Here is a 21616-nt window from a genome sequence, read left to right on the forward strand (position 1 = left end):
GTGAGACGGTGGCCGGTTGTGATTGTTAGTGTTGCGCGAGGGCCGGCTGCTGTGCTTTGTCTGTGCCTGTGCCTGTGCTCGTCGTGGCTGGCGTTGATGCCTGTTTGCGCTGGCTGGGGTTTGTGGCTGCCGGTGTTTCGTTTAATGCCCGTCTGGACTCTTCAAGAAGGCTCGCTGCGCGGCTGGCCGTGATGCGGCTTTGCGGGATCCCCTTCGCGTCGAGCGCGATGACCTGGTACAGTTCGCGATCACATTCGAGCGACTGCTGATATTGCTCCGTCGTGTCGACAAGCAGTTCAAGCTGCGTCCGTTGACGCTTTCTTTCGTCGCTCGTGATGGCAGGATTCCTACACATCGAGGACGAAACTGTGATCAGGGTGTTGATTTGGCTCAACTGCCGTTCGCATAGATCGAATGCGGATAGCGCGAGCTTTTCGTACTGCAGTGCGTCGACCGGCGGGCGTGAAGCGGGTAGAGATTGTTTTGTGGACTTGCTCATGGTGCGACCTCCCTAGTACTTCCTGGATCGCCCGACACTCGCTTTTTGAAGGGGTGAGCGGGCACGTAGCGGGGTTAGCAGACCGGGTCGGAAACAAACCGGCGAGCCTTGCGGCTCCCCCACCACGGCCCGCCCATTGAAATATAGACGTGCAGAGGTAGACGCACGACCCGCCTGGGCGGGTGTGCGGTTTCCGACTTCAGGCTGCTAAACCTGGCCGCCGGGTGTTTCCCGATGGCTCGATGATTACAAATCAGAGAGGAGCGGTGGATTTCAACCAGGCGGGCTAAATGGCCGAGTTTGGCCATTTGGACAAGGCTATCCGACATGCGGTGAGCTATGCGGCGACACACCGCCATCCAGAACCCGACAGGGGTAGTCGTGCTCTCTGACTTCCACGATGTGTTCGCACACCTCGTGCGAGCGAGTCCACTCTACTCGACCTTAACCCAGACCAACTCGGAAGTGCTTTCCTTGCCAGTCACTGGATTTTTGTCGGGCAGGGTCTTGAGGTACAAGTACTTGCCGTCGATTCTGAACTGACGCACCTGGGTCGTTCCTGTCCACGACTGATTCCACGACACATCAATATGATGACTAACCCGGTCGCCTTCTATGCTGTAGGTACCCGCGTATGAGCAAAGCCCGCTGTAGAGATCGATGCGTTCCGAGGCGGTTGGAACCAGATCGGTTGGCGCCGTTCGCCCTTCCTTGACCACAATTGCGTACATCCGGCCGTCGGGACCGTAGCTAAGATAACCACTTGGGTGACGGCCGAATAAATCGGTCTTCTGACCGGTGGCCAGGTCTTCAGTCGTGAAGGACTGTAGCTTCCACATTCCGAGGTGTGGACCGATGCAGTCCCGCCGTTCTTGCGCCATAGCTTCCTCCTTTCCAGAACAAGTAGGTCGTGTGGCCCGAAGCTGGGTCAAGCTCCTGGATGACGCTCATTCCAGTATTTTCTTATCCGTCTTTGCGTCCTCAGATTCTGTCAACAGTACCCGCAATCGTTCACCAGAACAATCAGCCTCGCACGACCGGAAAGTGCCGCGCTGACAACGGTAGGTGCTTTCATGACGATCTCCTTTCAAGTGAAGAGAGTGCCAATCTGCGCCAACCATCGGGGGCGATACCGGGAGCCGATTTTGGAAATCTCGTCGACGCCCCGATCAGGATTTTCGTTGGAACGGCGGACGACTACGACGGCGGAGATGCAGCTTGTGAGGAACTGCTGCACAGCTTGCCTCCCGCGGACGCGACGCATTTGTCGATACGTGCCTTTCCGGGCGCCACACACGAGTTCGATGTGTTCGACGGTCCTCGCGAATTCAGCGATCCGGGTGCCAACCGCCGTCATGGAGGCACCATTCGTGTCCGGCCTGATCCGCAGGCACGAGAACAGGCCCGTGATGACCTCGTCCAGTTCTTCAGCACGGCGTTCAAACAGGACCACGTCGACGCGCCACGAAACGGTCCGAATTGATCTCGTCAGCCTTTACCTTACGCGACTGGATCTTGCGCAATCACCAGACAGTCGGCAACTGGCTACTGGACGGTCGTGAGTCGATCGTGCGAGAACATGCAGGTTTGGGCTGAGACGGGTGATGAGTGACTCGGTTCGTTGAACTTTGGACAAGCCTTGACGGAGTCGGCCCGATGTTGATTGCCTCAGATCGACCCCGAACTGCCCTTCATGAGACGTTTCCACGGTCAGCAATGACATTCATAGCGGTCACCGAGCGGCGATTGCCTTAAGCGTTGCTGTCGATCGGGTTTGAAACGGTACAGCCAATTGGCCGCAAACTGCGGTCGATTGGTCCACTTACAACCCCGGCAACCGCTAAGCGTCGGAGCGCGTCAGTCGCATCGAAACCGAGAAGCGTTCTGCCGGATGGACGCTGATCGACACCTCAAAGGTTTCCCCCGCGGAGTCGAGGTAGCGCCGCACAATCTCAAGCGCCGCAGTCCCCTTTTCGACTTTCAGCCTTTCAGCCATCTCCTGCGAAATCAGCGCGGCGTGCACGTCCTGCTGGATCTCCGCGATGCAGCGACCATAACGCGCTTCGATTAACGAACTGATAAGCGCATCCGGTTGAGCTCGCGCAGCCTCTGCGACTTCCATATAAGCCGGGTCGATATATACGTCGGTCCAACCGACCGGCGGACTCTCTCTGTCGCCGTCGATGCGCAGGCTCGAAACGCGCAGCCATCGCGCACCGTCTGCACATTTCAGCGTTTTGGCGAGCTTGCCGCTTGCGAGGATCTCCTCCGTCGATTGCACCAGACGCAAGTGCTCGGAGCCGAACTGCACGAGATCGTCCACCGATGCGAGCGACGGCCGGAACTCGTTCTTCGGCTGCGCCGATTCGACGCGCGTTCCGGCGTTCTTGCGCCGCGACACGAACCCCAACTGCTGCAATTCATGCAGCGCTGCGCGAACCGTATGCCGGCTCGTCTGATAGTGGTCGCGCAGTTCAAGTTCGGTGGGCAGATACGAGCCGACCGGATAGCGACCGGACGCAATGCCCTCAGTCAAGTCGCGAGCGATGTCGGCGAAGTGCGGTCTGTTCATTTTTGGGTGCCGATGTAGTCAATTTATCAGGGGCTAGGGTAAATCATAGCTTGCCCAACATGTCCGAACATATTAATTTAATTATGTCCGGACATATCGTTGATTTTCGCGAATCATCCCGGCCCTTTTTTAACCGGTTTCCTGCACTTCCAAGAGGTCGTCATGACGAGTCGCACTATCCCTATGGCCAGCACTGTGGTTGATTCAATCCTGTTTCGCGACGCCTTCGGCACGGCGAAGATGCGTGCGCTGTTCTCCGATTACGCGCTCGTGCAGCGCTATATCGACGTGGAAGTGGCGCTGGCCAAGGCTGAAGCGCACGTCGGCGTGATTCCGTCCGACGCGGCGGAAGTGATCGCCCGCGAATCGACGATCGAGCGGATCGATTTCGATCACATGCGCGAGGAGACAGACATTGTGGGTTATCCGATTCTGCCGCTCGTTCACCAGCTCGTCGGCATGTGCGGCGAAGCGGGCCGCTATGTGCATTGGGGCGCGACGACACAAGACATCATGGATACGGCGGTCTCGCTGCAGGTGCGCGATGCGCTCGATGTGATCGACAGCGACATACGCGAACTGCGTACGATTCTGGTCGATCTTGCAAAGAAACACCGCGATACGCCGATGGCGGGCCGCACACACTTGCAGCAGGCGCTGCCCGTCACGTTTGGGTACAAGGTCGCGATCTGGCTGGCGATGTTCGACCGGCATCAGCAACGCCTCGCAGAACTGCGTCCGAGAGTGGCCGTCGTCGAATTCGCAGGGGCCGCGGGCACGCTGGCCTCGCTCGGCGACAAGGGTTTCGAAGTTCAGAGGGCGCTCGCCGATGAACTGAAGCTCGGCGTACCCGCAACCACGTGGCACGTAGCACGCGATGGTTTCGCCGAAGCGGTCAACCTGCTCGCACTCGTGACCGGCTCACTCGGCAAGATCGCGCTCGACATCATGATCATGGCGTCGACGGAGTTCGCTGAAGTGTACGAGCCGTTCGTCAAAGGCCGCGGCGCGAGCAGCACGATGCCGCAAAAGCGCAATCCGATTTCCAGCGAACTGATGCTTGCCGCGGCGAAAGCGGTGCGTCAGCACGCGGGTCTGATGGTCGACGCGATGATCCAGGATTTCGAGCGCGCCACCGGCCCATGGCACGCGGAATGGATCGCGATTCCCGAGAGCTTCATCCTTTCGGCCGGCGCGCTGCATCAGGCGAAGTTCGCGCTCGGGGGATTGATCGTCGACACCGAACGCATGAAACACAACCTGGGTATCACCAGGGGGCTAATCGTCGCGGAGGCGGTCATGATGGGTATGGCGCCGTTCACCGGGCGCCAGCAGGCTCACGATATCGTCTACGACGCCTGCCGCACCGTGAACGAGAAAGGCGGCACGCTCGCCGAAGCGCTAGCGGCGCTGCCCGAAGTCACCACGCATTTCGACCGCGCGGCGATCGACCGGATGACCGATCCAGCCAACTATCTCGGCCTCGCGCCGCAAATGGTTGATCGCGCCGTCGAATTGTCCAGCGGCATCTGAGTGAAAGACGTGGAGGAGCACACATCATGAACAGCGATATCGCATCAAACGAAACGCCGGACGTTCCACCGCCAAGAAAGCTGCCGTGGTACCGCAAGCTGGGCATGCAGGTTCTGGTCGGGCTGATTCTAGGAATCGCCGTCGGTCTGATTTTCCCGAAAGTTGGTGGACAGCTAAAGGTACTGGGCGACATCTTTCTGTCGCTTATCAAGGCCGGTGTAGCGCCGCTGGTGTTTCTCACCATCGTGCATGGCATCGCGTCGGCTGGTGACGTCAAGAGCGCAGGCCGGGTGGGATGGCGCTCGATTGTCTATTTCGAAGTGGTATCGACGATTGCCTTGATGGTCGGCCTGCTGGCGGGCAACCTGCTGCAAACCGGCAAAGGCATGACGGCCGCCGCCGTCGGAGCGGCACCGCCGGTGATTGCGAAGATGGAGTCACAAGGCTTCGTTGCGTTTGTCATGCACCTCGTGCCGGACAACTTTATCGGCGCCTTCGTGAAGGGAGAACTGCTGCAGGTGGTGGTGCTGGCTGTGATGGTCGGAATCGGCATACTTGCGATTCCTGAACGCCGCCGCGTCAGGATCAACGAGGGACTCGATCTGGTTTCCGAAGTCCTGTTCTCGTTCATCAACCTGGTGATGAAGCTTGCGCCGCTCGGCACCTTCGGCGCCGTCGCTTATTCGGTGGGTAGCAATGGTACTGCTGTGCTGATTGCGCTTGCCCAGCTCGTTTTCAGTTTCTATGCGGTCGTGATCCTGTTCATCGCCGTCGTCATGGGGATCATCGCGAAGCTGGCAGGTTTTAGTCTGTGGCGCTTCCTGCGCTATATCAAGGACGAGATCTTCATCGTGCTGGGTACCGCGTCGTCAGAAAGCGCGCTGCCGCGCCTTCTGATCAAACTCGAGCGGCTTGGCTGCGCGAAGCAGACGGTCGGGCTCGTGCTGCCTACCGGATATGCGTTCAACCTTGACGGGACGTCCCTGTTCATGTCGATGGGCGTGCTGTTCATTGCTCACGCGTATGGCGTGGCAATTACGCTGCAGCATCAGGTCGGCCTACTCCTGTTGATGCTGTTGACCTCCAAGGGTGCGGCCACGGTGTCAGGCGGATCATTTGGGGTGTTTGCTGCGACGGTGACGTCGACCGGCATCCTGCCCGTTGAAGGGGTCGCGGTGATCTTCGGTGTGTACCGCTTCATGTCGATGGCGATCGCCACCTGCAACACGATCGGCAACAGCCTCGCCACGGTCGTGATTGCAAAGTGGTCGCATACGTTCGACGCGCAGGTTGCTCAGCGTCATTTTTATCCGGAGCGCTACCCGGCCACCGCGCAGGCAGACGAAAGTCTTGCTGACGGTAACTTGCTGCCCGAGGACACGAGCGACGCAAATCCGCACCCGAGCGGCATCCCTATGAAAAGTGCCGGCACTGCGCAATGATCTGTTGCGCTAAGCCTCCGGCGCCCCGTCGGAGGCCAGGCGTTTCAGCGCTTTATCATTGGCTGCCGGATTGCCACTGATGTAGGCCGCGATCGTCCGAAATGACCGATGAACCGGCCATTCATGCGCAGCGACCGACCGTCGCTTGATGGCCGCACTGAGTCCGATGACGACCGGCTCGGCTCGACCCGATGCAGCCCTCCACGTTTCCCGAAAGGAGACGTTCAACGTCGCGCGCTGAAAGGTCTCCTGCATGCTGATTCAGGCTAAATGCATGAAAAACATGATCTCGTAACCCCAGATATCCTTTGCTACTCGTTGTACGTCGATTGTTTGGGTATTCGGTAGATGACGGACATATATTTCGATGTCTCGCGCCGCGCTACGACGACACCGCCGAGAGATTCGGCGATACGGCGGCTCGGGTAATTTTCCTCGGCTACGGGGTATGTGAAGCTCTCGGTGCCAAGTACCAAGCTTGCCCACATCGCGACAAGGCCTGCAGCTTCACGGCCAAAGCCTTGCGCGTGGAAGTCTTCTCGAATCCAGATTCCTAATTCCGCGCAAGCGTCCCGAACATTATGGAGTCCGGTCAATCCAAGGAAGCTCTCATCCGCCCTTTGGCGGATTGCAAAAGTGAAGTTCGTTCCTTCGGCTATTGTCGCCAACCAACCCTGCCAGATCCGATCGAAAACCTCTCTGTTTGCGGGTGGTTCCCATGACATGAAACGGGTAAGTGAAGGGGTAATGCAGCGAAACGCGGCGTCAGCATCGTCAGCCGAGAATGGCCGAATCGAAAGCCGTTCTGATTCAATGTGGATTTCATCCGAGCGTAATGGCATTTTTCCCCTGTTTACCTGCCAGTGTCGTCGGATTGTCGACGATCTACGTCTCTGTGTCGAACGCATCTTGCTGGCCGGTCACTGCCTCATGCGATCTGCATACCCAGGCTGAACCTCGTAAGGGCCACGGATCGACAGAACGCGATCCGATTGCTCCGTTAGGTCCGAAGTCGCCCCTATGGCCGCTGTCACGTAATGAGCGTCGGCCAAAGCCTTCGCTCGAGCATCAACGGTCGGTTTGTCCCACTCGTGTAGACTGCGCCGTTGTCCCAACAGATCGGCTACCTCGACCCGCTCTTCCCCCTGGGTCCGGCGTGTGTCATCGCCCGCGTTCGACGCGACCCCACCAACGGTTGATGGTTTTGACCAGCTGGTAGCAGGCCGGAGCGAGTACTCGATCGAGCCGCCAGCGGAAGAACAAATAAAAAGGGATGCATTTCTGGAACACCCCCTGATTGAAGTGGAAATCGAATTGCTGGATGATTGCCGAATCGGCGACGCCGCTCCGGACGAGGCAATCGATGTCTCGACGAATTCCCGATCCGGCGAATTCGACATCGCGACAAGCGCGCTCGCCGTCAATGGCTGGTGTGTCGTGTCGAACTTTTTGTCACAGACCCAGACACAGGCATTAGCGACCGAATGCATGGCTATGTACGCAGCCCAGCTGCTGACACCAGCCCGTGTGGGGGCCAACCGCGCTGCCACGCTTTTGCGCGGCGATAGTACGCGCTGGTTCCAACCCGACGCGCTGAGTCGGCGGCAGCAGGCGTTCGCCGATCGTATCGAAGCGCTACAGAACGCGCTCAACCGCGACCTGTTTTTAGGTCTGGTCGATAGCGAATCACACTACGCGGTATATCGGCCAGGTACCGGATACGCACGCCACCTCGACTGCCTGCGTAATGACGACAGCCGCGTGATTTCCGCCGTGTTCTACCTCAACGAAGCGTGGCAGGACGCCGAGGGTGGCGCACTGCGGCTCTACCTTACCGATCAGACATATCACGACGTCTTTCCGCGCGCCGGAACGCTGCTGTTGTTTCTCTCGGCACAATTTGAACACGAGGTACTGCCCGCGACGCGCGATCGCATGAGCATCGCGTGCTGGATGAGGCAACGGGTGTAAGACCGGCAGCACGCGACCCGTTGCGGACTTTGGTCAAGGCTGACTTGAAAGTCCGCGATGTGCTGGAAAGCGGCCCTTCAGAATCAATTTGCGTGATGGCAAGAACCATCGTATATCGCCACGCACTAGATGCCTACGACGCCTACACTTCGACGCGCCTTGCTTTCAATCGTTACGCCTGCGTAGATTAGTGAAACGGGGAAAAATCAGGGCGACGTTTTTCCAGAAAGGCTGTCAAGGCCTCACGAACTTCGCCGCTGGAAAGCGCCGCCACCAACGCTTCGCCTTCGCGCGCGACAACCGCGGATAGACCCGGTTGCTGCGCTTCTCGCAACAGCCGCTTGGTCGTTTGCACCGAATTCGGTGCTAGAGATGCCAATTGCTGTGCCCATTGCAGCGCCAGTGCCAGTTCCTCGCCGGCCGGCACTAACTCATTCACAAAGCCGGCACGCAGCGCCTTGTTGGCATCGAAGGTGTTGCCAAGGAGTAGCAACTCACTCGCCAGTCTCGATCCCGCCGCGCGCGGCAGCAGGAAACTTGACGCCAGTTCTGGGACCGCGCCCAGGCTTGTGAAGGGAAGCCGAAATTGCGTGTCGACAGCAGCAACCACAAGATCGCAATGCAGCAGCAAGGTTGCACCACCGCCGATGGCTTTACCGTGCACTGCCGCCAGCAATGGCTTTGGAAAGCTCACCAGGCACTTGATCAGGCTCGCCAGCGGCGATTTCTCAAAGCCTTGCTGCAGGGCGCTGGTGCGCATCCCAATAAGATTCGCGCCGGCACAAAATGCCCGTCCACGCGCGGAGAGCAACACGGCGCGCACGGCCGGGTCGTCTGTGGCACGCTGCAATGCCGATTCAAGCGCAATCCACCAGTGGTCATCCATGGCATTGAGGCCATCCTCTGACGTGAAAATCGGATTTAGCACGCCCTGCGCCAGGGTTGATTCAATGTTGGTATTCATGGCAGTTGCAGACCTTCTTTGAGGATTTCAGGAATGGGCAAGACTTCCTTCGAGTTAAGACTCAGTTAATCAATGGCACAGCGTTGCATTGCGATGGATTATTTTCACGCGAAATGACGGGCGTCGCTGGTCATTTCAGTCAATTCAGATGTCTGTAAGTGACCGATCTTCGAGCGAGGGGAACCTCAGCTTGTGAGAATGTCGAGGGGTACGTTTCGCGCCGCTGCGGACCTTTGCTCCGGCATTGCGGCGGTAGCGGACTCGGCCAGCTCGCTTGGCTCAAGGAGACAAGGTCAACGGCTGCTGCCGCGCGCACGGGCAATCTACTCAGTTATAGATGTCGAAATCAAAGTATTTCTTTTGCAATCGGTCGTAAGTGCCGTCTTTACGGATGGCGGAGATCGCATCATCGATTCGGCCGCGAAGCTCATCGTCGCCCTTTCTCAGACCAATCGCCGTGCCCGCCCCGAGAATGTCTGCGCCCTTTAGGGAGGCTCCGGAGAATGTATAGTCGGCGCCATTAGGCGTCTTGAGAAAACCGAGCGAAGCCTGTACGCCGTCCTGCAACGAGGCGTCCAGCCGTCCAAGCTTCAGGTCCGCATACACGAGGTCCTGGTTCTGGTACGGAATCACCTCGACGCCCTTTGGACCCCAGTACGTCTTGGCATAGGTTTCCTCAACCGTGCCTTGCTGAACCCCCACCTTTTTATGCGCAAGCGACTCCGCGGTCGGTTGCAACGGTGAGCCCCTCTTCACAATCAACCGGGACTGTGCGGCGTAGAGCTTGTCGGAGAACGAGACTTCTTGCGCGCGTTTCGGCGTGACCATCATGGACGACAGGATGCCGTCGAACTTGCGCGCCTTGAGAGCGGGAATCATCCCGTCGAAATCGTTTTCCACCCACACGCATTTCGCGTGCAGGTGCTTGCAAATCTCGTCGCCCAGATCGATGTCGAAGCCGACGAGTTTGCCATCGGCGCTTTTGGATTCGAATGGCGCGTAACTCGGATCGACGCCAAAGTGAATGCTGTCACTGTCCTTCGCATAAGCGGCTTCAAATCCTGATACGGCCAGCAATGCGATAGTCAGGGTTGCTAGAAATCTTTTCATTTTGATCATCTCCAATATGTGGTGTTTTCGATTGTCTCTTTGGACCGGGCAGACATCGATGACAGGCCCGTAAAGTCAGTTCGGGGACTGTGTTTACCGTGCGTTCGGAATAGTGGGAGGACCATCGCGCCAACTCGCTCCCAAGGCATTTATTACGAGTCGACCGGCTGTGATGCAGGTAATGGAGTTTTCGTAGTCGAACGAAGGTGCGATTTCCACGACATCAAGTCCCACGATCGTGCTCTTCCGCCCAATCGCATGCAGCAAAGGGATCACCTGCTCCACTCTCAGGCCGCCCGGTGACGGGCCAAGCACGCCCGGCGTTTGCGACGGATCAAGTCCATCGGCGTCAATGGTGACGTAGACAAGACCTCCTTCGGGGAGGGTGTCGACAACCTGTTGCATTCCGTTGCGATGGATTTCATTTGCCGTGAAAAGCCGCGATCCGTACGCTCGCGCAGCTTCAATTTCACTGCGACGCGCGCTTCCTGTGCCCCGCAATCCAATTTGCGTCATCCCACTTACCCACGGCTTTTCGCTGGCACGGCGCAGTGGGCTGCTATAACCGTTACGAACATCTCCAACAGAGTCTCGCCAGTCCAGATGCGCGTCAATGTGCACGATGTGTACGGGCTCGTTCAAGACGTCCAGCGCTTCGATTGCGGGAATAGTGATGCCGTGGTCCCCACCCAAGAGAACGACCTGCGTGCCGCTCCGCCACATCTGTCGCAACGCCGAGGTCTGCCAGGCGCTAAACGCCTCGTAGTCGCCATCGCTGAACGTCATGTTTCCGCAGTCCATTGGACGCATTCCGGCCAACTCGCAGAAAGGGCGATCGAGATCGAAGTCCCAGTGATCGGGTCCATCGCAGAACTGGAAGGACAGCCGGCGAATTTCGTCGGGCGCACGCGCCTGATCGTTGGGAACTCCATCTCTGGTGTAAGGCTCGCTACGCTGAACGCCTAGCAGCGCGACGTTTCCCGTCCATTCGGATGGGGTCGTTACGACCGGCCAGTCGAGGAACGGGCGCAGTGGCTCGGATGTACTTCTAAGCGGCGTGGCTGCGGGGCGGCTGGATCGCGAGGTTTCGGCTTGCACTTGATTTCTCATGGTCGTTTGCGGGGGACGACTCAAAGGTACAAGCGTCACAAACACTTGTGAAGCTAAAGTTTATAATCTGACTTTAGCCAAACTATTGTCACCGCCCATGATCGAACTGCGAGAGCTCGCTGCGCTACGCGCAGTGGTAACAGAGGGAAGTTTCGACGCTGCTGCCAGGCAGCTAAACGTTACGCCGGGCGCGGTATCGCAGCGCATCCGGGCGCTTGAGGATCGTGTGGGGCGCCCGGTTGTCGTTCGTTCTTCGCCGGTTCGGCTAACCGAGCCCGGAGAAGTCGTATTGCGATTGGCCCAGCAAATCCAGTTGCTACAGGACGAGGCGGCCGAACTATTGATCGACGAGGCTCGCCGCGAGGCGCGCGTAGTGTCCGTGGCGGTGAATTACGATTCACTCGCAACCTGGTTTCTCGGCGCCATGGCGGAATTCGCAAAGAAGTCGACGGCACAACTCGATCTGCGCGCAATGGATAGAGATCACACGCAGCGCTCGTTACGTGACGGTACTGTCGTTGCTGCAGTCACGTCGGAAAGCGCCGCAGTGCCTGGCTGCACAGTTCAGCACATTGGTGCATTGAACTATATAGCGGTAGCGAGTCGTTCCTTCGCGAAGGAATGGTTTGGCTCAGGATTCAACCCGCGATCGATTGACGTCGCACCGATGCTTCGTGCCGACAGAAACGATTTCATTGAAAGTAAGCTGGTGCGACGCGCAAGCCGTAAGCCGTTATCGTGCCCCGTGCACTTCATTCCTAGTGGCACACATGATCAGGTACGAGCGGCGTTGCTTGGGTTGGGCTGGTGCATGTTGCCCACCGGTGTTGTGAAAGAGCACGTCTCTGCAGGAAATCTGATACGCCTTTCTTCCACCGTACTGGACATTCCACTCTATTGGCAAGTGTGGAAGGTCGACTCACCCCTGCTGTCGACGCTGACTGAGGCAGTGCTGGCGGCTGCTCGCACCAGCCTCGAAAACACCGGTTTAGATGCCTGACCTCGACTTATCGGGATTCGCCACGACGCAGCGGGGCGAACACGGCGATAGAGGCACCGGCTATCGCGCTCTAAATGGCTGCCATGGCGCCATGACCGGCCATTCGGTGGCACCGGACGATTGTCTCTTCATGGCCGACCTCTGCCTGACGCGGTCGGCTCAGCTCGACCCTGAACCGCCTGGCGAGTCACCGTGTCGAATGTCCGTAAGAGAGCGGCAATTGGACACTCCAGACGATGGGTAATTGTCCCCTCTGTCTTTCACCCGACACCACATTTGCGGCTAGAACCTGCAGCGAGCACATCGATGGGGTGCTTGCTGTCGTCGGGCCCCGTTCAGGCGCCCCGCAAAGCGTCGATCTGTGCACGAAGTGCAGCTACTACGCCAGTCCAATCACCTCGCGTCGTTTGTCGAAACAACCGAGCCCCTGCGTACCAGGGGCTATCGCTTCTGTCGAGTTGCCATCGCCAGTCCGGCATGAAGGGCAAAGCGATCCACACGGGCTTCCCGAGCGCCCCTGCCAGATGCGCCACAGCCGTGTCGACGCTGATGACGAGGTCCAGGCGAGCAATCAGCGCAGCCGTTTCAGCGAACGTAGTGAGCCGGGCGGAAACATCGCGCAGCACCGCACGCTGCTCAAGCTGCGCGAGGCACGCACGATCACTGTCGCGGATATCCTGTTGCAGCGCGAAGAAATCTGCGTCGGCATCTAACAACGGCTTGAGTTGCTCGAGCGAGATAGACCGATTGCGATCGTCCACATGCGTCCGGCTCCCCGACCACACGATCCCAACCCTTGGCCGCCGAACGGAGTGTGCGAACAAATCGTCCCATTGAGCGACGAGCGCGTCGTCCGCGTGCACATACGGACCGGCCACCGCGAGATCGGTTGCGCGAACCTTGAGCGCAAACGGCAGACTGAGCATGGGAATGTGATAGTCGAAACGCGGCACTTGTTCCGTCTCACCGATTACTTCGGCCGCACCTCGATAATTCTGGAGGAGCGGCAACAGCGCATCCTGAACGCGCAACACGACACGAGCGCCCGCTGCACTGAGCCGATCCACGAAGCGCACGAATTGCAGCGTGTCACCAAACCCCTGCTCATGATGAACGAGCACTGTCCTGCCACCTATCGGTCGGGTACCCGTCCATAGAGTGCTCTCCGGAAAACCGTGGCTGCAGGTGCCATCGCGCCAACGCCATTCGTATTCGCGCCAGCCGTGTTCGAATTCGCCGAGCAGCAAATTCGTCTGAGCGCGATTGGTACGCGCGCCAGCGTCATTCGGATCGAGGGAAAGCGCCTTCTTGAATTGAAGCAACGCCTCATCGAAGCGCTGCAAATCTCGCAACGCGACACCAAGATTGACGTATGCGCGCACGAAACGCGGCTTGAGTGCTATCGCCTGCCGGTAGGCATCCAGTTCGTCCTCATAGCGCTCCATGTCACCGAGCAGCGCTCCCCGGTTGTAATGTGCTTCGGCTGATTGTGGCTGGATTTTGCACAGATGCACTAGCATCTCGAGTGCGCGCTGCAGTTCGCCACGCTGTATCAGCGACATCGCGATGCCATGCAACGAGTCGGCATGGTTCAGAAACTGGGCCAGGCAGCGCTCGAACAGCACTATCGCTTCATCGTGACGTCCCGCCAACTGACACACGCGCGCAGCGAAATTCAGTTGGTCCACCGACATGGACATGTGCGCCGATGCCCGCACCAGGTACTCCGCTGCGAGCGCATGATCGCCCTGTTTGGCGGCGATGTAGCCGAGACCTTCAAGCGCTTCGCCGTGGTCGGGAACGCTCACGAGGACACTGCGCAGCAGATGTGCGGCATCGTCGAATCGACCGCCCATGAGGTTCTTTTGTGCGGTAGCGAGAGCGTGTGCAATATCGTGATTCATTGCGATGTAGTCCGGCACAAAACGCGATTTGTCGACGAATAGGAAACGGCTCATTGTACGGGATGGCGGGAGCGGGCCGCCAGACTGGCTCGGCAGCAACTTGGGAAGGGTAAAGCGACACCCAAAAACCGAGTACTTTTGGGTTTTCACACACCCTCGGACGATCTTTGCCCGATGCCCGGCACGTCCGGACTCCCCAAGCCCACATCAAGTAGAAGACCGTAGGCGGTCGATTCTGTTTGCAAGGACTTCCCCCGAGAGTCAAGGGTGCAACGGCCATTCGTGTACTCGTGTCGGCCGGCAAGCGCACGGCCAAAAACGTCTTTCAAGAGACGCTGAGCGCACGCTTTAGCCAAGGACCATGATCCAGGAGATTGAATGCCAAAGATCGGCCCACAACAATACTCTAACCCGGCAGGATTTGAATCGCAGCTTTCAAGGTCCGTTGGCTGCCCCGTAAATTCGCGGTAGTCGGCAAGCTTTCGGCAAGCGGTCTATTGCAAGTCTTATCGGAGTGAACCGGCGACAAGCGCTCGTGGGCCGCTTTCAAGAACCAGAAAGACTAATCAAAACAGAAGAGTCGTAGTGCATCACTATGACGCTTCGATAAGTTTTATGACCGTCGCCCCGCTCAAGTTTTTGCTTGAGCTGCCGATATTGAGCGAATGCTCCGGCGCCGCTGGAGCAGTTGACAATGAGGTAACTCCACACATGAAAGCCGAATGTCATTCCAAGTACCGCTACTTGGCGTCGCTCGTTCGTCCGGTCATCTTCCGATGGTCGATGCTTGGAATTATTATCTTTGCCGATTCCGTTTGGCTTTTTTGGGACCAGTGGACGGTAGAACCAAGGAGCCTCCTTCCCAGGGCGATGATGGGCATAGTTTTCTGTACTCCGCTCCTAATCAAGCGATATCGCTGTGACGACAAACTGAGGAGTTTGGGGGAAGCGATAGCGTTTTCGTTGATTTTTGCGACGGCCGCCGAGATCTTCAGCTACTTAGTGGTCAGCACCGATGGACGGCTGGTGGACGCATCTCTGGCGGCGGCGGACAACGCTCTTAGTTTTGATTGGGGCAGTTACTATCTCTGGTCCACGAGACACCTGCTTTTTTCGCATGCTGTCCGCGCTGCTTATCAAAGCATGGGCCTACAGATTTTAATCGTATTGATCTATCTAAGCTTTACCCAGAGATTTTTGAAATTGTCTGAATTCCTCGATCTTTCGGCCTTACTGCTTATCCTGACGATCGTGGTCTCTCTGTTTTTCCCGGCCGAGGGAGCCTCCAAGTTTTACGGTTCGCGCTATCACGCCGACGTTTCCGGAATGTTTCACTTCGAATTGCTACGGTCGGGATCGATGAAGACGATCGATCTGGGCGTGATCCAAGGCCTGATCTCAATCCCCTCGTACCATACGATCATGGGGATCTTGCTTTGCTGGTCGGTATGGGGCTCGAGACTCTTCCCTTTTTTGGTAGTAGTGAATTCGGCGATGCTCTTCGCGACGCCGTTCGTCGGCGGGCACTACTTTGTCGATGTGGCCGCCGGAGCCTTGGTTACACTGGCGGGGATTACAGTGCGGCGCTATGTACGCATCAAATGGAACGTGCTCGGAGATCGTCTCACCTTGATTAGAACACATGCGTCGCACAACACTTGACGCCGTACTGTCTGTCTTATTTTCGGGTTCGGTGCATGGATAAAGCTCGAAGGCGTTGCTCCGTGACCTTATCGACGCCACTACCGTCTTTTCTCTCGATTGTTTCACCCTCCTGACTTTACTGGAGGGAAACCGATTTCGTGGTTTCCATCGAACGGTTGCGCAGCCCGAACCGAACCCGTGAGACTCAACGGGAAATCTCCCCCGACTACGGGGACGCAAGACGTCGCGATCGGTTCGTGTTGCCCCGGTCGCTTGGGGCTGCATGCGTTTAGGCGTCGTTCGACGCCTGCCAGCGAAGCGCGGTGACGCATTCACATTCCTGCGGGCGATGGCAGGCATCGAACAACCCTAAACGGATGACGACAGGCTCAGGTCGACCCGCAGCGGCCGGCCGGATTTCTCCATAGCAGCCGTTCGAATCGGGACCAACGATCTGGATCGGTCCCGATCCGCGAGTCCTGCTGTAATTGCTAGCGAACCCGAGCGTCGCGTATCATCGCAGCAAGGTGTTGCTGTTTACAGTGTCTGCAAATCATGTTCACTGTTTTTGGCGAGAACTGGCTTAGCCCCCGCCAGGTAAGGCCAGGAGTCCGGATTGCCAATTCTGTCATCCGTTGCGTTTCATCAACGGATGAGCGGCAGAGTGTCCGCTGATTTTGCTAGCGCGTTCGGTGTGTCTTCGAATTTGATTAGCGCATTGGTCTGAAGCGGCAGCAAGCGCAAATACCGGAGGTTATTTTTTGATCTCGGACGCCGGACATCTCAGCGCGCAGACCAAAACGCCAAGCAGTTTGGCACTTCGGGTGCTTCTTCGGCGGTCTTCACCACTGTTCGTATTGAGGGCGGTGAGAGCGTTATCGTACTGCGCTTTGTCAGTCGTTCCGGGCAATGAGTTCGTGCTCCGGGGGCAAAGCGACGCTAGTACAATAAACGGACAGTATTAGCGCTCCAATGGTCACCGCTAGCAACACTAACGATCTGCTACAGGAACTGCACGGGCGACGGATAATAGTGTGCATATGATTTTAAGCACCATTTTTAGGATTTAACATGGAAATCAAAGTCAACTTTCTCGATAAGCTACGCCTTGAAGCCAAGTTCGATGACTTCACGGTAGTGGCCGACCAGCCTATCCGTTATAAGGGCGATGGCTCGGCGCCTGGTCCCTTCGATTATTTTCTGGCCTCATCGGCTTTGTGCGCAGCCTACTTTGTGAAGTTGTACTGCGTAAATCGCAATATTCCTACCGAAAATATCCGCCTGTCGCAGAATAATATTGTTGATCCGGAAAACCGGTACCAGCAGATTTTTAAGATTCAGGTTGAGTTACCGCCGGATATCGCGGAAGTAGACCGCCGAGGTATTTTGCGCTTCATCGACCGTTGTACAGTGAAAAAAGTGGTGCAAGCCGGACCCGAGTTCGTCATTGAAGAGGTAGAAAACCTGGATGCCGATGCTCAGTCGTTGTTGACGTTGAAGCCGGCTTCTGATGCCAGCACCTATATTGCGGGTAAAGATTTGCCGCTGGAGCAAACCATCTCCAATATGTCGGGCGTTCTGGCGGACTTGGGCATGAAGATTGAGATCGCTTCGTGGCGCAATATCGTTCCAAATGTGTGGTCGCTTCATATCCGCGATGCGCACTCGCCGATGTGTTTTACCAATGGCAAGGGAGCGACCAAAGAAAGCGCGTTGGCGTCGGCGTTGGGAGAGTTTATCGAGCGCCTGAATTGCAACCATTTCTATGGCGGGGCGTTTTGGGGCGAAGACATCGCCAATGCGGCGTTTGTTCATTACCCGAACGAGCGCTGGTTCAAGCCTGGCCCTAAGGATGCGCTGCCGGCTGACATTCTGGATGAGTACTGCCTGCGAATTTATAATCCCGATGGCGAGTTGTGTGGCTCGCATCTGTACGACACCAACTCCGGCAATGTGCAACGCGGTATCTGTTCGCTGCCATTTGTGCGGCAGTCGGACGGCGAAGTGGTGTATTTTCCGTCCAACCTGATCGAAAACCTGTTCGTCAGCAATGGCATGAGTGCCGGCAATACGCTGGCCGAAGCGCAGGTGCAATGTCTGTCCGAAATTTTCGAACGGGCGGTAAAGCGTGAAATTCTGGAAGGTGAAATCGCATTGCCCGATGTGCCGCACGAAGTGCTGGCGAAATACCCTGGCATTCTGGCCGGAATTCAGGGGTTGGAAGAGCAGGGCTTTCCGGTGCTGGTAAAGGATGCGTCGCTGGGTGGGACGTACCCGGTGATGTGCGTCACGTTGATGAACCCGCGGACAGGCGGTGTCTTTGCATCGTTCGGCGCGCACCCGAGCTTCGAGGTGGCGCTGGAACGGAGCCTGACGGAATTGCTACAGGGGCGCAGTTTTGAAGGCCTGAACGATTTACCTCAGCCTACCTTTGTCAGTAACGCGGTGACTGAACCGAATAATTTCGTTGAGCACTTCATTGATTCCAGCGGTGTGGTGTCGTGGCGCTTTTTCAGCGCCAAAGCGAATTTCGAGTTTGTTGCGTGGGATTTTTCTGGCCAGGGCGAAAACTCGAATGCCGATGAAGCCGCAACGTTGTTCGGAATTCTCGAAGATATGGGCAAAGAGGTTTACACGGCGGTGTATGACCAACTGGGCGCCGTAGCCTGCCGGATTTTAGTGCCCGGTTATTCGGAAGTTTACCCGGTAGAGGATTTGATCTGGGATAACACAAACAAGGCGCTGTTGTTCCGCGCCGATATTTTGAACTTGCATCGCCTGGACGATGCCGGCCTTGCCGCAATGCTTGAACGGCTGGATAACAGTGAACTAGACGAGCACTCCGATATTGCTACTTTGATCGGCATCGAATTTGACGAGAATACGGACTGGGGGCAGCTAACAGTTCTCGAGTTGAAGCTGCTGATTCATCTCGCTTTGCAGCAATTTGAGGCGGCGCAAGAACTGGTTGGAGCGTTCCTGCAATACAACGACAACACGGTCGAGCGCGGATTGTTTTACCAGGCCCTGAATGTGGTGTTGGAGGTGCTGCTCGATGACGACCTGGAACTGGACGATTATGCGGTCAACTTCTGTCGGATGTTTGGCAAGGCCCGGATGGACGCGGTAATGGGATCAGTGGACGGCAGCGTGCGCTTCTATGGCTTAACGCCAACAAGTATGAAACTGGAGGGTCTCGATAGGCACCACCGCCTGATCGACAGCTACAAAAAATTGCATATGGCGCGGGCCAGTGTGGCGGCTACAGCGAGCTAGGGTCACAGCAACGGCTGGATGCGATGATGCCGTTCGTCCCGCTCGAAAAACACCGTTCGATACTCGAGTTGGCCGGCGTCGTGGTCCATCTGGCCAATACCACCGCGATCAAGAAGGATGGTGGGCTCTAGCACAGTCGCGACGAGACCGACGCGCGCTACCTTGCCCACCATTCGGGGCCCCGTTCTATAGAGACCGTTCTAATTGCTTCTTCGACGCCTTCCCGCCAAAGGTAAAGGACGAATGGGTCGACCGGGGCGATGACCAATGCCAGCTTCTGTATGCAGCCGAAAATCAGTGCCGGTGGCATCCACCAGCAGCAGGCGAGTCAGGTCTCCGTGAAGAAAGAGCTGACCGTTCAATACTGGGATTGCGGTCTCTGCCTGCCTGTCCATGACGAACGCGGGCCATCTGGCCAATGCACGATCCACGAGATTCTGTGGCGTTGCGTCCGCCACGGTTCAAACTGACGTTTGACCGCCCGGTGTGGATTGTCAACCATTCACGCGCGCTTGCCGAAGGTCCGAAATCGGCCGAATCCGGCTCGACGCTGACATGCCTTGATCGACCCACTTCCGCCACTGGACCAAGCAAGGCTCCGGCGGCAGCTTTCTGGGGAGCATCGGTCACACGAGTAGTTATGTTGCGCAGGGTGCGGAATAGCCTTGCCATGGAGAGAACTTCTAACTAGGGCGCAAGTACTAACGACAAGCCGCTATTGGTCATTTTCGTGCAATTAGACGCAATGCCGCTAACAGCAGTTATCGGTATTGAAACACGCGCCTGTTCGTCCGCCTTGGGCGTGTGCCAGCGCACCGACGCGACCAACCCAGCCGCGTAGCGTGAAGACGCCGGGCACGCTGTCTGCACCCACCATCAAGTCGACGCAGCGCGCCTTGTCTCCCTTGGCATTCCCAGATTTCGAGAAAATCAAGGATCAGAAAATGAACAATTGCGAATTTTCGAAGCAGGTGATGCTCACGGTACTTGACAAAGGTCTATTGGCGTTAATAGTTCTGCTCGCAGGGTTTTATTTGAACCGTGCGCTCGAAGGAATCAAAAGCAGACTATCTCGCGAACAAGATTTCGTTAAGACAGTTAACGTCGCTGTCGTGGACCTCGCAAAGAAGCTAGCCTCTGGAAATCATCTCGTTTCCTGGCTGTCGTGGAGTGCAACCCAGCCAGAGAACTCGCTATCTGCGGAGGATTTCAATTTATATGACAAGGACATGGTCGCTGTGCTGAGTGACTTGGTCGGCCTCCAGGCATCAGTTGCAGCTGTGGCGCCGGATAAGTTCGAGGTCCTATCGCCCTTCGCACAGAAACTGTATGAAATGGATGTAGAAGTTGGCAGGGCGCGAGACCTGTTCAAGTGTGAGCCGCAGAAACTGCAACGTTGTCTTGAAATTCTCAGGGCTGTACACGCTAAGACAGAGTACTTCGAACCGGCGCTGTTAAAATCCGTAACTGGACTCCTCATTATCAAGCATTCCGAAGACGCCATTCGCGGAACATAGGGGCAACGCGGCATAGATTGCGGCTCGCCCGGTTAGCGCACGAAGGTCCGTAACCTGGGCACAGCCGACGCCTGAATGTCCGGGCAATGCGCTGGACGAACGTCCCTTCATGGCCTCTCTCGCAAGATCCGGCCGTCACCTGGCTCGGCGGCTCGCCGGGCTCACAGCTTCGCTCAGTTCGCCGTGTTCGGCGTTAGCGGCTCGAGCCCGGTTCCCTCAATCGCGGGGGCCGCGTCCGGCGATGACAGAAAACGGATCAGGGCCGCTGCGCCCGCTGGATTTCTGGCATTGGTGGAGATGCCCCCGGAAAACACCGTGTACCTTTGGACCTCCGCGGGCAAATTGCCAACCACCGTCACCCCGTCCACCGGCAACAGCTCGACGATCTGCTGAAATCCGATCTCCGCTTCGCCGTTCGCGACGACATTGGCAACCCGCTCGGACGGGATCATGCGGCTCTTGCTCTTCGCCCGCTCCTCGATACCGACACGCCGGAATAGTTCGCTGCCGATATAGACTCCATTCGCGTCGCCCGGATAGACGATCGACTTCGCGGCGAGCAGCGTGCGCCGCAATGCGTCGACCGAGCTGACATCCGGCTTCGGCGCCCCCTCGCGAGCCGCGATGCCGATTGCCGAGCGTGCGAAGTCCACCTTGCTGCCAGACACGACCTTGCCAGCGTTGACCTGATCGTCGAGTGCATAGCCGACCACGATCAGCACGTCTGCCCATTCGCCCCGCGCGAGTCGCACAGGGATGGCATTCGCGGCCGTGCCCACCGCAGGCCCCCAGACGGTGACCAGCGTTTCGCCGGCCGCCTGCTCGAATTGTGGACCCAGTGCGCGATAGGCTGACGAAAATCCGCCCGAAATCATCACCTTAACTTCATCTGCCGAGGCCGCGACGTTGCCCAACAATGCGCCCATGACGCAGAATACGCGTGCGTGAACCCTCAGCTTGCGGCAAATCATGGCCCGCTCCATGTCGATGGATGATCCAGTCCAGACACGCATCGAGTCTGGACGCCACTCATGATGTTAGCCAGCAGCGTAGCATCGCGCGCAGCACCGATGC

Annotated in this window: 19 protein-coding genes; 9 read left to right on the forward strand and 10 right to left on the reverse strand. The window is 57.4% G+C overall.

The window, feature by feature from the left end; genetic code table 11:
• Window positions 1-25 precede the first annotated feature (25 nt).
• Entirely contained in the window at window positions 26-499 is a 474-nt protein-coding gene (locus tag PQR27_RS34320; protein ID WP_408527980.1) for a hypothetical protein, read from the reverse strand.
• 434 nt (window positions 500-933) lie between these two features.
• Window positions 934-1380 (reverse strand): lipocalin-like domain-containing protein, encoded by a 447-nt coding sequence (locus tag PQR27_RS34325; RefSeq protein ID WP_408527981.1) that lies wholly within the window; start codon window positions 1378-1380, stop codon window positions 934-936.
• A gap of 59 nt (window positions 1381-1439) precedes the next feature.
• On the opposite strand from PQR27_RS34325, the gene PQR27_RS34330 reads away from it, so the two are divergent.
• The gene (locus PQR27_RS34330; protein WP_408527982.1) at window positions 1440-1982 is read left to right on the forward strand and encodes a dienelactone hydrolase family protein; all 543 of its coding nucleotides are present in this window, start codon (window positions 1440-1442) and stop codon (window positions 1980-1982) included.
• Window positions 1983-2339: 357 nt separating this feature from the next.
• Here the strand turns inward: PQR27_RS34330 and PQR27_RS34335 are convergent, their stop codons facing one another.
• Window positions 2340-3071 (reverse strand): GntR family transcriptional regulator, encoded by a 732-nt coding sequence (locus PQR27_RS34335; protein ID WP_408527983.1) that lies wholly within the window; start codon window positions 3069-3071, stop codon window positions 2340-2342.
• Window positions 3072-3233: 162 nt separating this feature from the next.
• Between PQR27_RS34335 and PQR27_RS34340 the strand changes: the two genes are divergently transcribed.
• Window positions 3234-4604, forward strand: coding sequence for a class-II fumarase/aspartase family protein (locus tag PQR27_RS34340; RefSeq protein ID WP_408527984.1), 1371 nt, complete (start codon window positions 3234-3236; stop codon window positions 4602-4604).
• A gap of 26 nt (window positions 4605-4630) precedes the next feature.
• Window positions 4631-6046, forward strand: coding sequence for a cation:dicarboxylate symporter family transporter (locus PQR27_RS34345; RefSeq protein ID WP_408527985.1), 1416 nt, complete (start codon window positions 4631-4633; stop codon window positions 6044-6046).
• Between the two features lie 311 nt (window positions 6047-6357).
• On the opposite strand, the gene PQR27_RS34350 is transcribed toward PQR27_RS34345, so the two are convergent.
• Window positions 6358-6888: a GNAT family N-acetyltransferase gene (locus tag PQR27_RS34350; protein ID WP_408527986.1), complete on the reverse strand. Its 531-nt coding sequence runs from the start codon at window positions 6886-6888 to the stop codon at window positions 6358-6360.
• Window positions 6889-7204: 316 nt separating this feature from the next.
• Between PQR27_RS34350 and PQR27_RS34355 the strand changes: the two genes are divergently transcribed.
• Complete coding sequence (locus PQR27_RS34355) at window positions 7205-8017, forward strand: 2OG-Fe(II) oxygenase (RefSeq protein ID WP_408527987.1); 813 nt, start codon at window positions 7205-7207, stop codon at window positions 8015-8017.
• Window positions 8018-8204: 187 nt separating this feature from the next.
• Here PQR27_RS34355 and PQR27_RS34360 read toward each other — a convergent pair whose 3' ends face one another.
• The 3 genes from PQR27_RS34360 to PQR27_RS34370 form a co-directional block, all read right to left on the reverse strand.
• On the reverse strand, window positions 8205-8981 hold the full coding sequence (locus PQR27_RS34360; protein WP_408527988.1) for an enoyl-CoA hydratase/isomerase family protein: 777 nt from the start codon (window positions 8979-8981) through the stop codon (window positions 8205-8207).
• A gap of 327 nt (window positions 8982-9308) precedes the next feature.
• Window positions 9309-10091, reverse strand: a complete 783-nt coding sequence (locus PQR27_RS34365) for an ABC transporter substrate-binding protein (protein ID WP_408528395.1) — start codon at window positions 10089-10091, stop codon at window positions 9309-9311.
• A 93-nt stretch (window positions 10092-10184) separates the two neighbouring features.
• Window positions 10185-11201, reverse strand: coding sequence for an arginase family protein (locus PQR27_RS34370; RefSeq protein WP_408527989.1), 1017 nt, complete (start codon window positions 11199-11201; stop codon window positions 10185-10187).
• Between the two features lie 97 nt (window positions 11202-11298).
• Between PQR27_RS34370 and PQR27_RS34375 the strand changes: the two genes are divergently transcribed.
• Window positions 11299-12201: a LysR family transcriptional regulator ArgP gene (locus tag PQR27_RS34375; RefSeq protein ID WP_408527990.1), complete on the forward strand. Its 903-nt coding sequence runs from the start codon at window positions 11299-11301 to the stop codon at window positions 12199-12201.
• Window positions 12202-12536: 335 nt separating this feature from the next.
• Here PQR27_RS34375 and PQR27_RS34380 read toward each other — a convergent pair whose 3' ends face one another.
• Window positions 12537-14105: a tetratricopeptide repeat protein gene (locus tag PQR27_RS34380; RefSeq protein ID WP_408527991.1), complete on the reverse strand. Its 1569-nt coding sequence runs from the start codon at window positions 14103-14105 to the stop codon at window positions 12537-12539.
• Window positions 14106-14720: 615 nt separating this feature from the next.
• Here PQR27_RS34380 and PQR27_RS34385 point away from each other — a divergent pair.
• Together PQR27_RS34385 and PQR27_RS34390 are read left to right on the forward strand one after the other, a co-directional pair.
• Window positions 14721-15767 (forward strand): phosphatase PAP2 family protein, encoded by a 1047-nt coding sequence (locus tag PQR27_RS34385; protein ID WP_408527992.1) that lies wholly within the window; start codon window positions 14721-14723, stop codon window positions 15765-15767.
• 1053 nt (window positions 15768-16820) lie between these two features.
• On the forward strand, window positions 16821-19025 hold the full coding sequence (locus PQR27_RS34390) for an OsmC domain/YcaO domain-containing protein (RefSeq protein ID WP_408527993.1): 2205 nt from the start codon (window positions 16821-16823) through the stop codon (window positions 19023-19025).
• A 2-nt stretch (window positions 19026-19027) separates the two neighbouring features.
• Here the strand turns inward: PQR27_RS34390 and PQR27_RS34395 are convergent, their stop codons facing one another.
• The gene (locus tag PQR27_RS34395) at window positions 19028-19198 is read right to left on the reverse strand and encodes a hypothetical protein (RefSeq protein WP_408527994.1); all 171 of its coding nucleotides are present in this window, start codon (window positions 19196-19198) and stop codon (window positions 19028-19030) included.
• Between the two features lie 87 nt (window positions 19199-19285).
• Between PQR27_RS34395 and PQR27_RS34400 the strand changes: the two genes are divergently transcribed.
• The gene (locus PQR27_RS34400) at window positions 19286-19495 is read left to right on the forward strand and encodes a hypothetical protein (protein ID WP_408527995.1); all 210 of its coding nucleotides are present in this window, start codon (window positions 19286-19288) and stop codon (window positions 19493-19495) included.
• A 372-nt stretch (window positions 19496-19867) separates the two neighbouring features.
• Window positions 19868-20542 (forward strand): hypothetical protein, encoded by a 675-nt coding sequence (locus tag PQR27_RS34405; protein WP_408527996.1) that lies wholly within the window; start codon window positions 19868-19870, stop codon window positions 20540-20542.
• Between the two features lie 173 nt (window positions 20543-20715).
• Here PQR27_RS34405 and PQR27_RS34410 read toward each other — a convergent pair whose 3' ends face one another.
• A complete protein-coding gene (locus tag PQR27_RS34410) occupies window positions 20716-21513 on the reverse strand; it encodes a substrate-binding domain-containing protein (RefSeq protein ID WP_408527997.1) in 798 nt (265 codons plus the stop codon).
• Window positions 21514-21616 lie beyond the last annotated feature (103 nt).

This window comes from Paraburkholderia fungorum (assembly GCF_046027215.1).
GTDB classification, from domain to species: domain Bacteria; phylum Pseudomonadota; class Gammaproteobacteria; order Burkholderiales; family Burkholderiaceae; genus Paraburkholderia; species Paraburkholderia fungorum_D.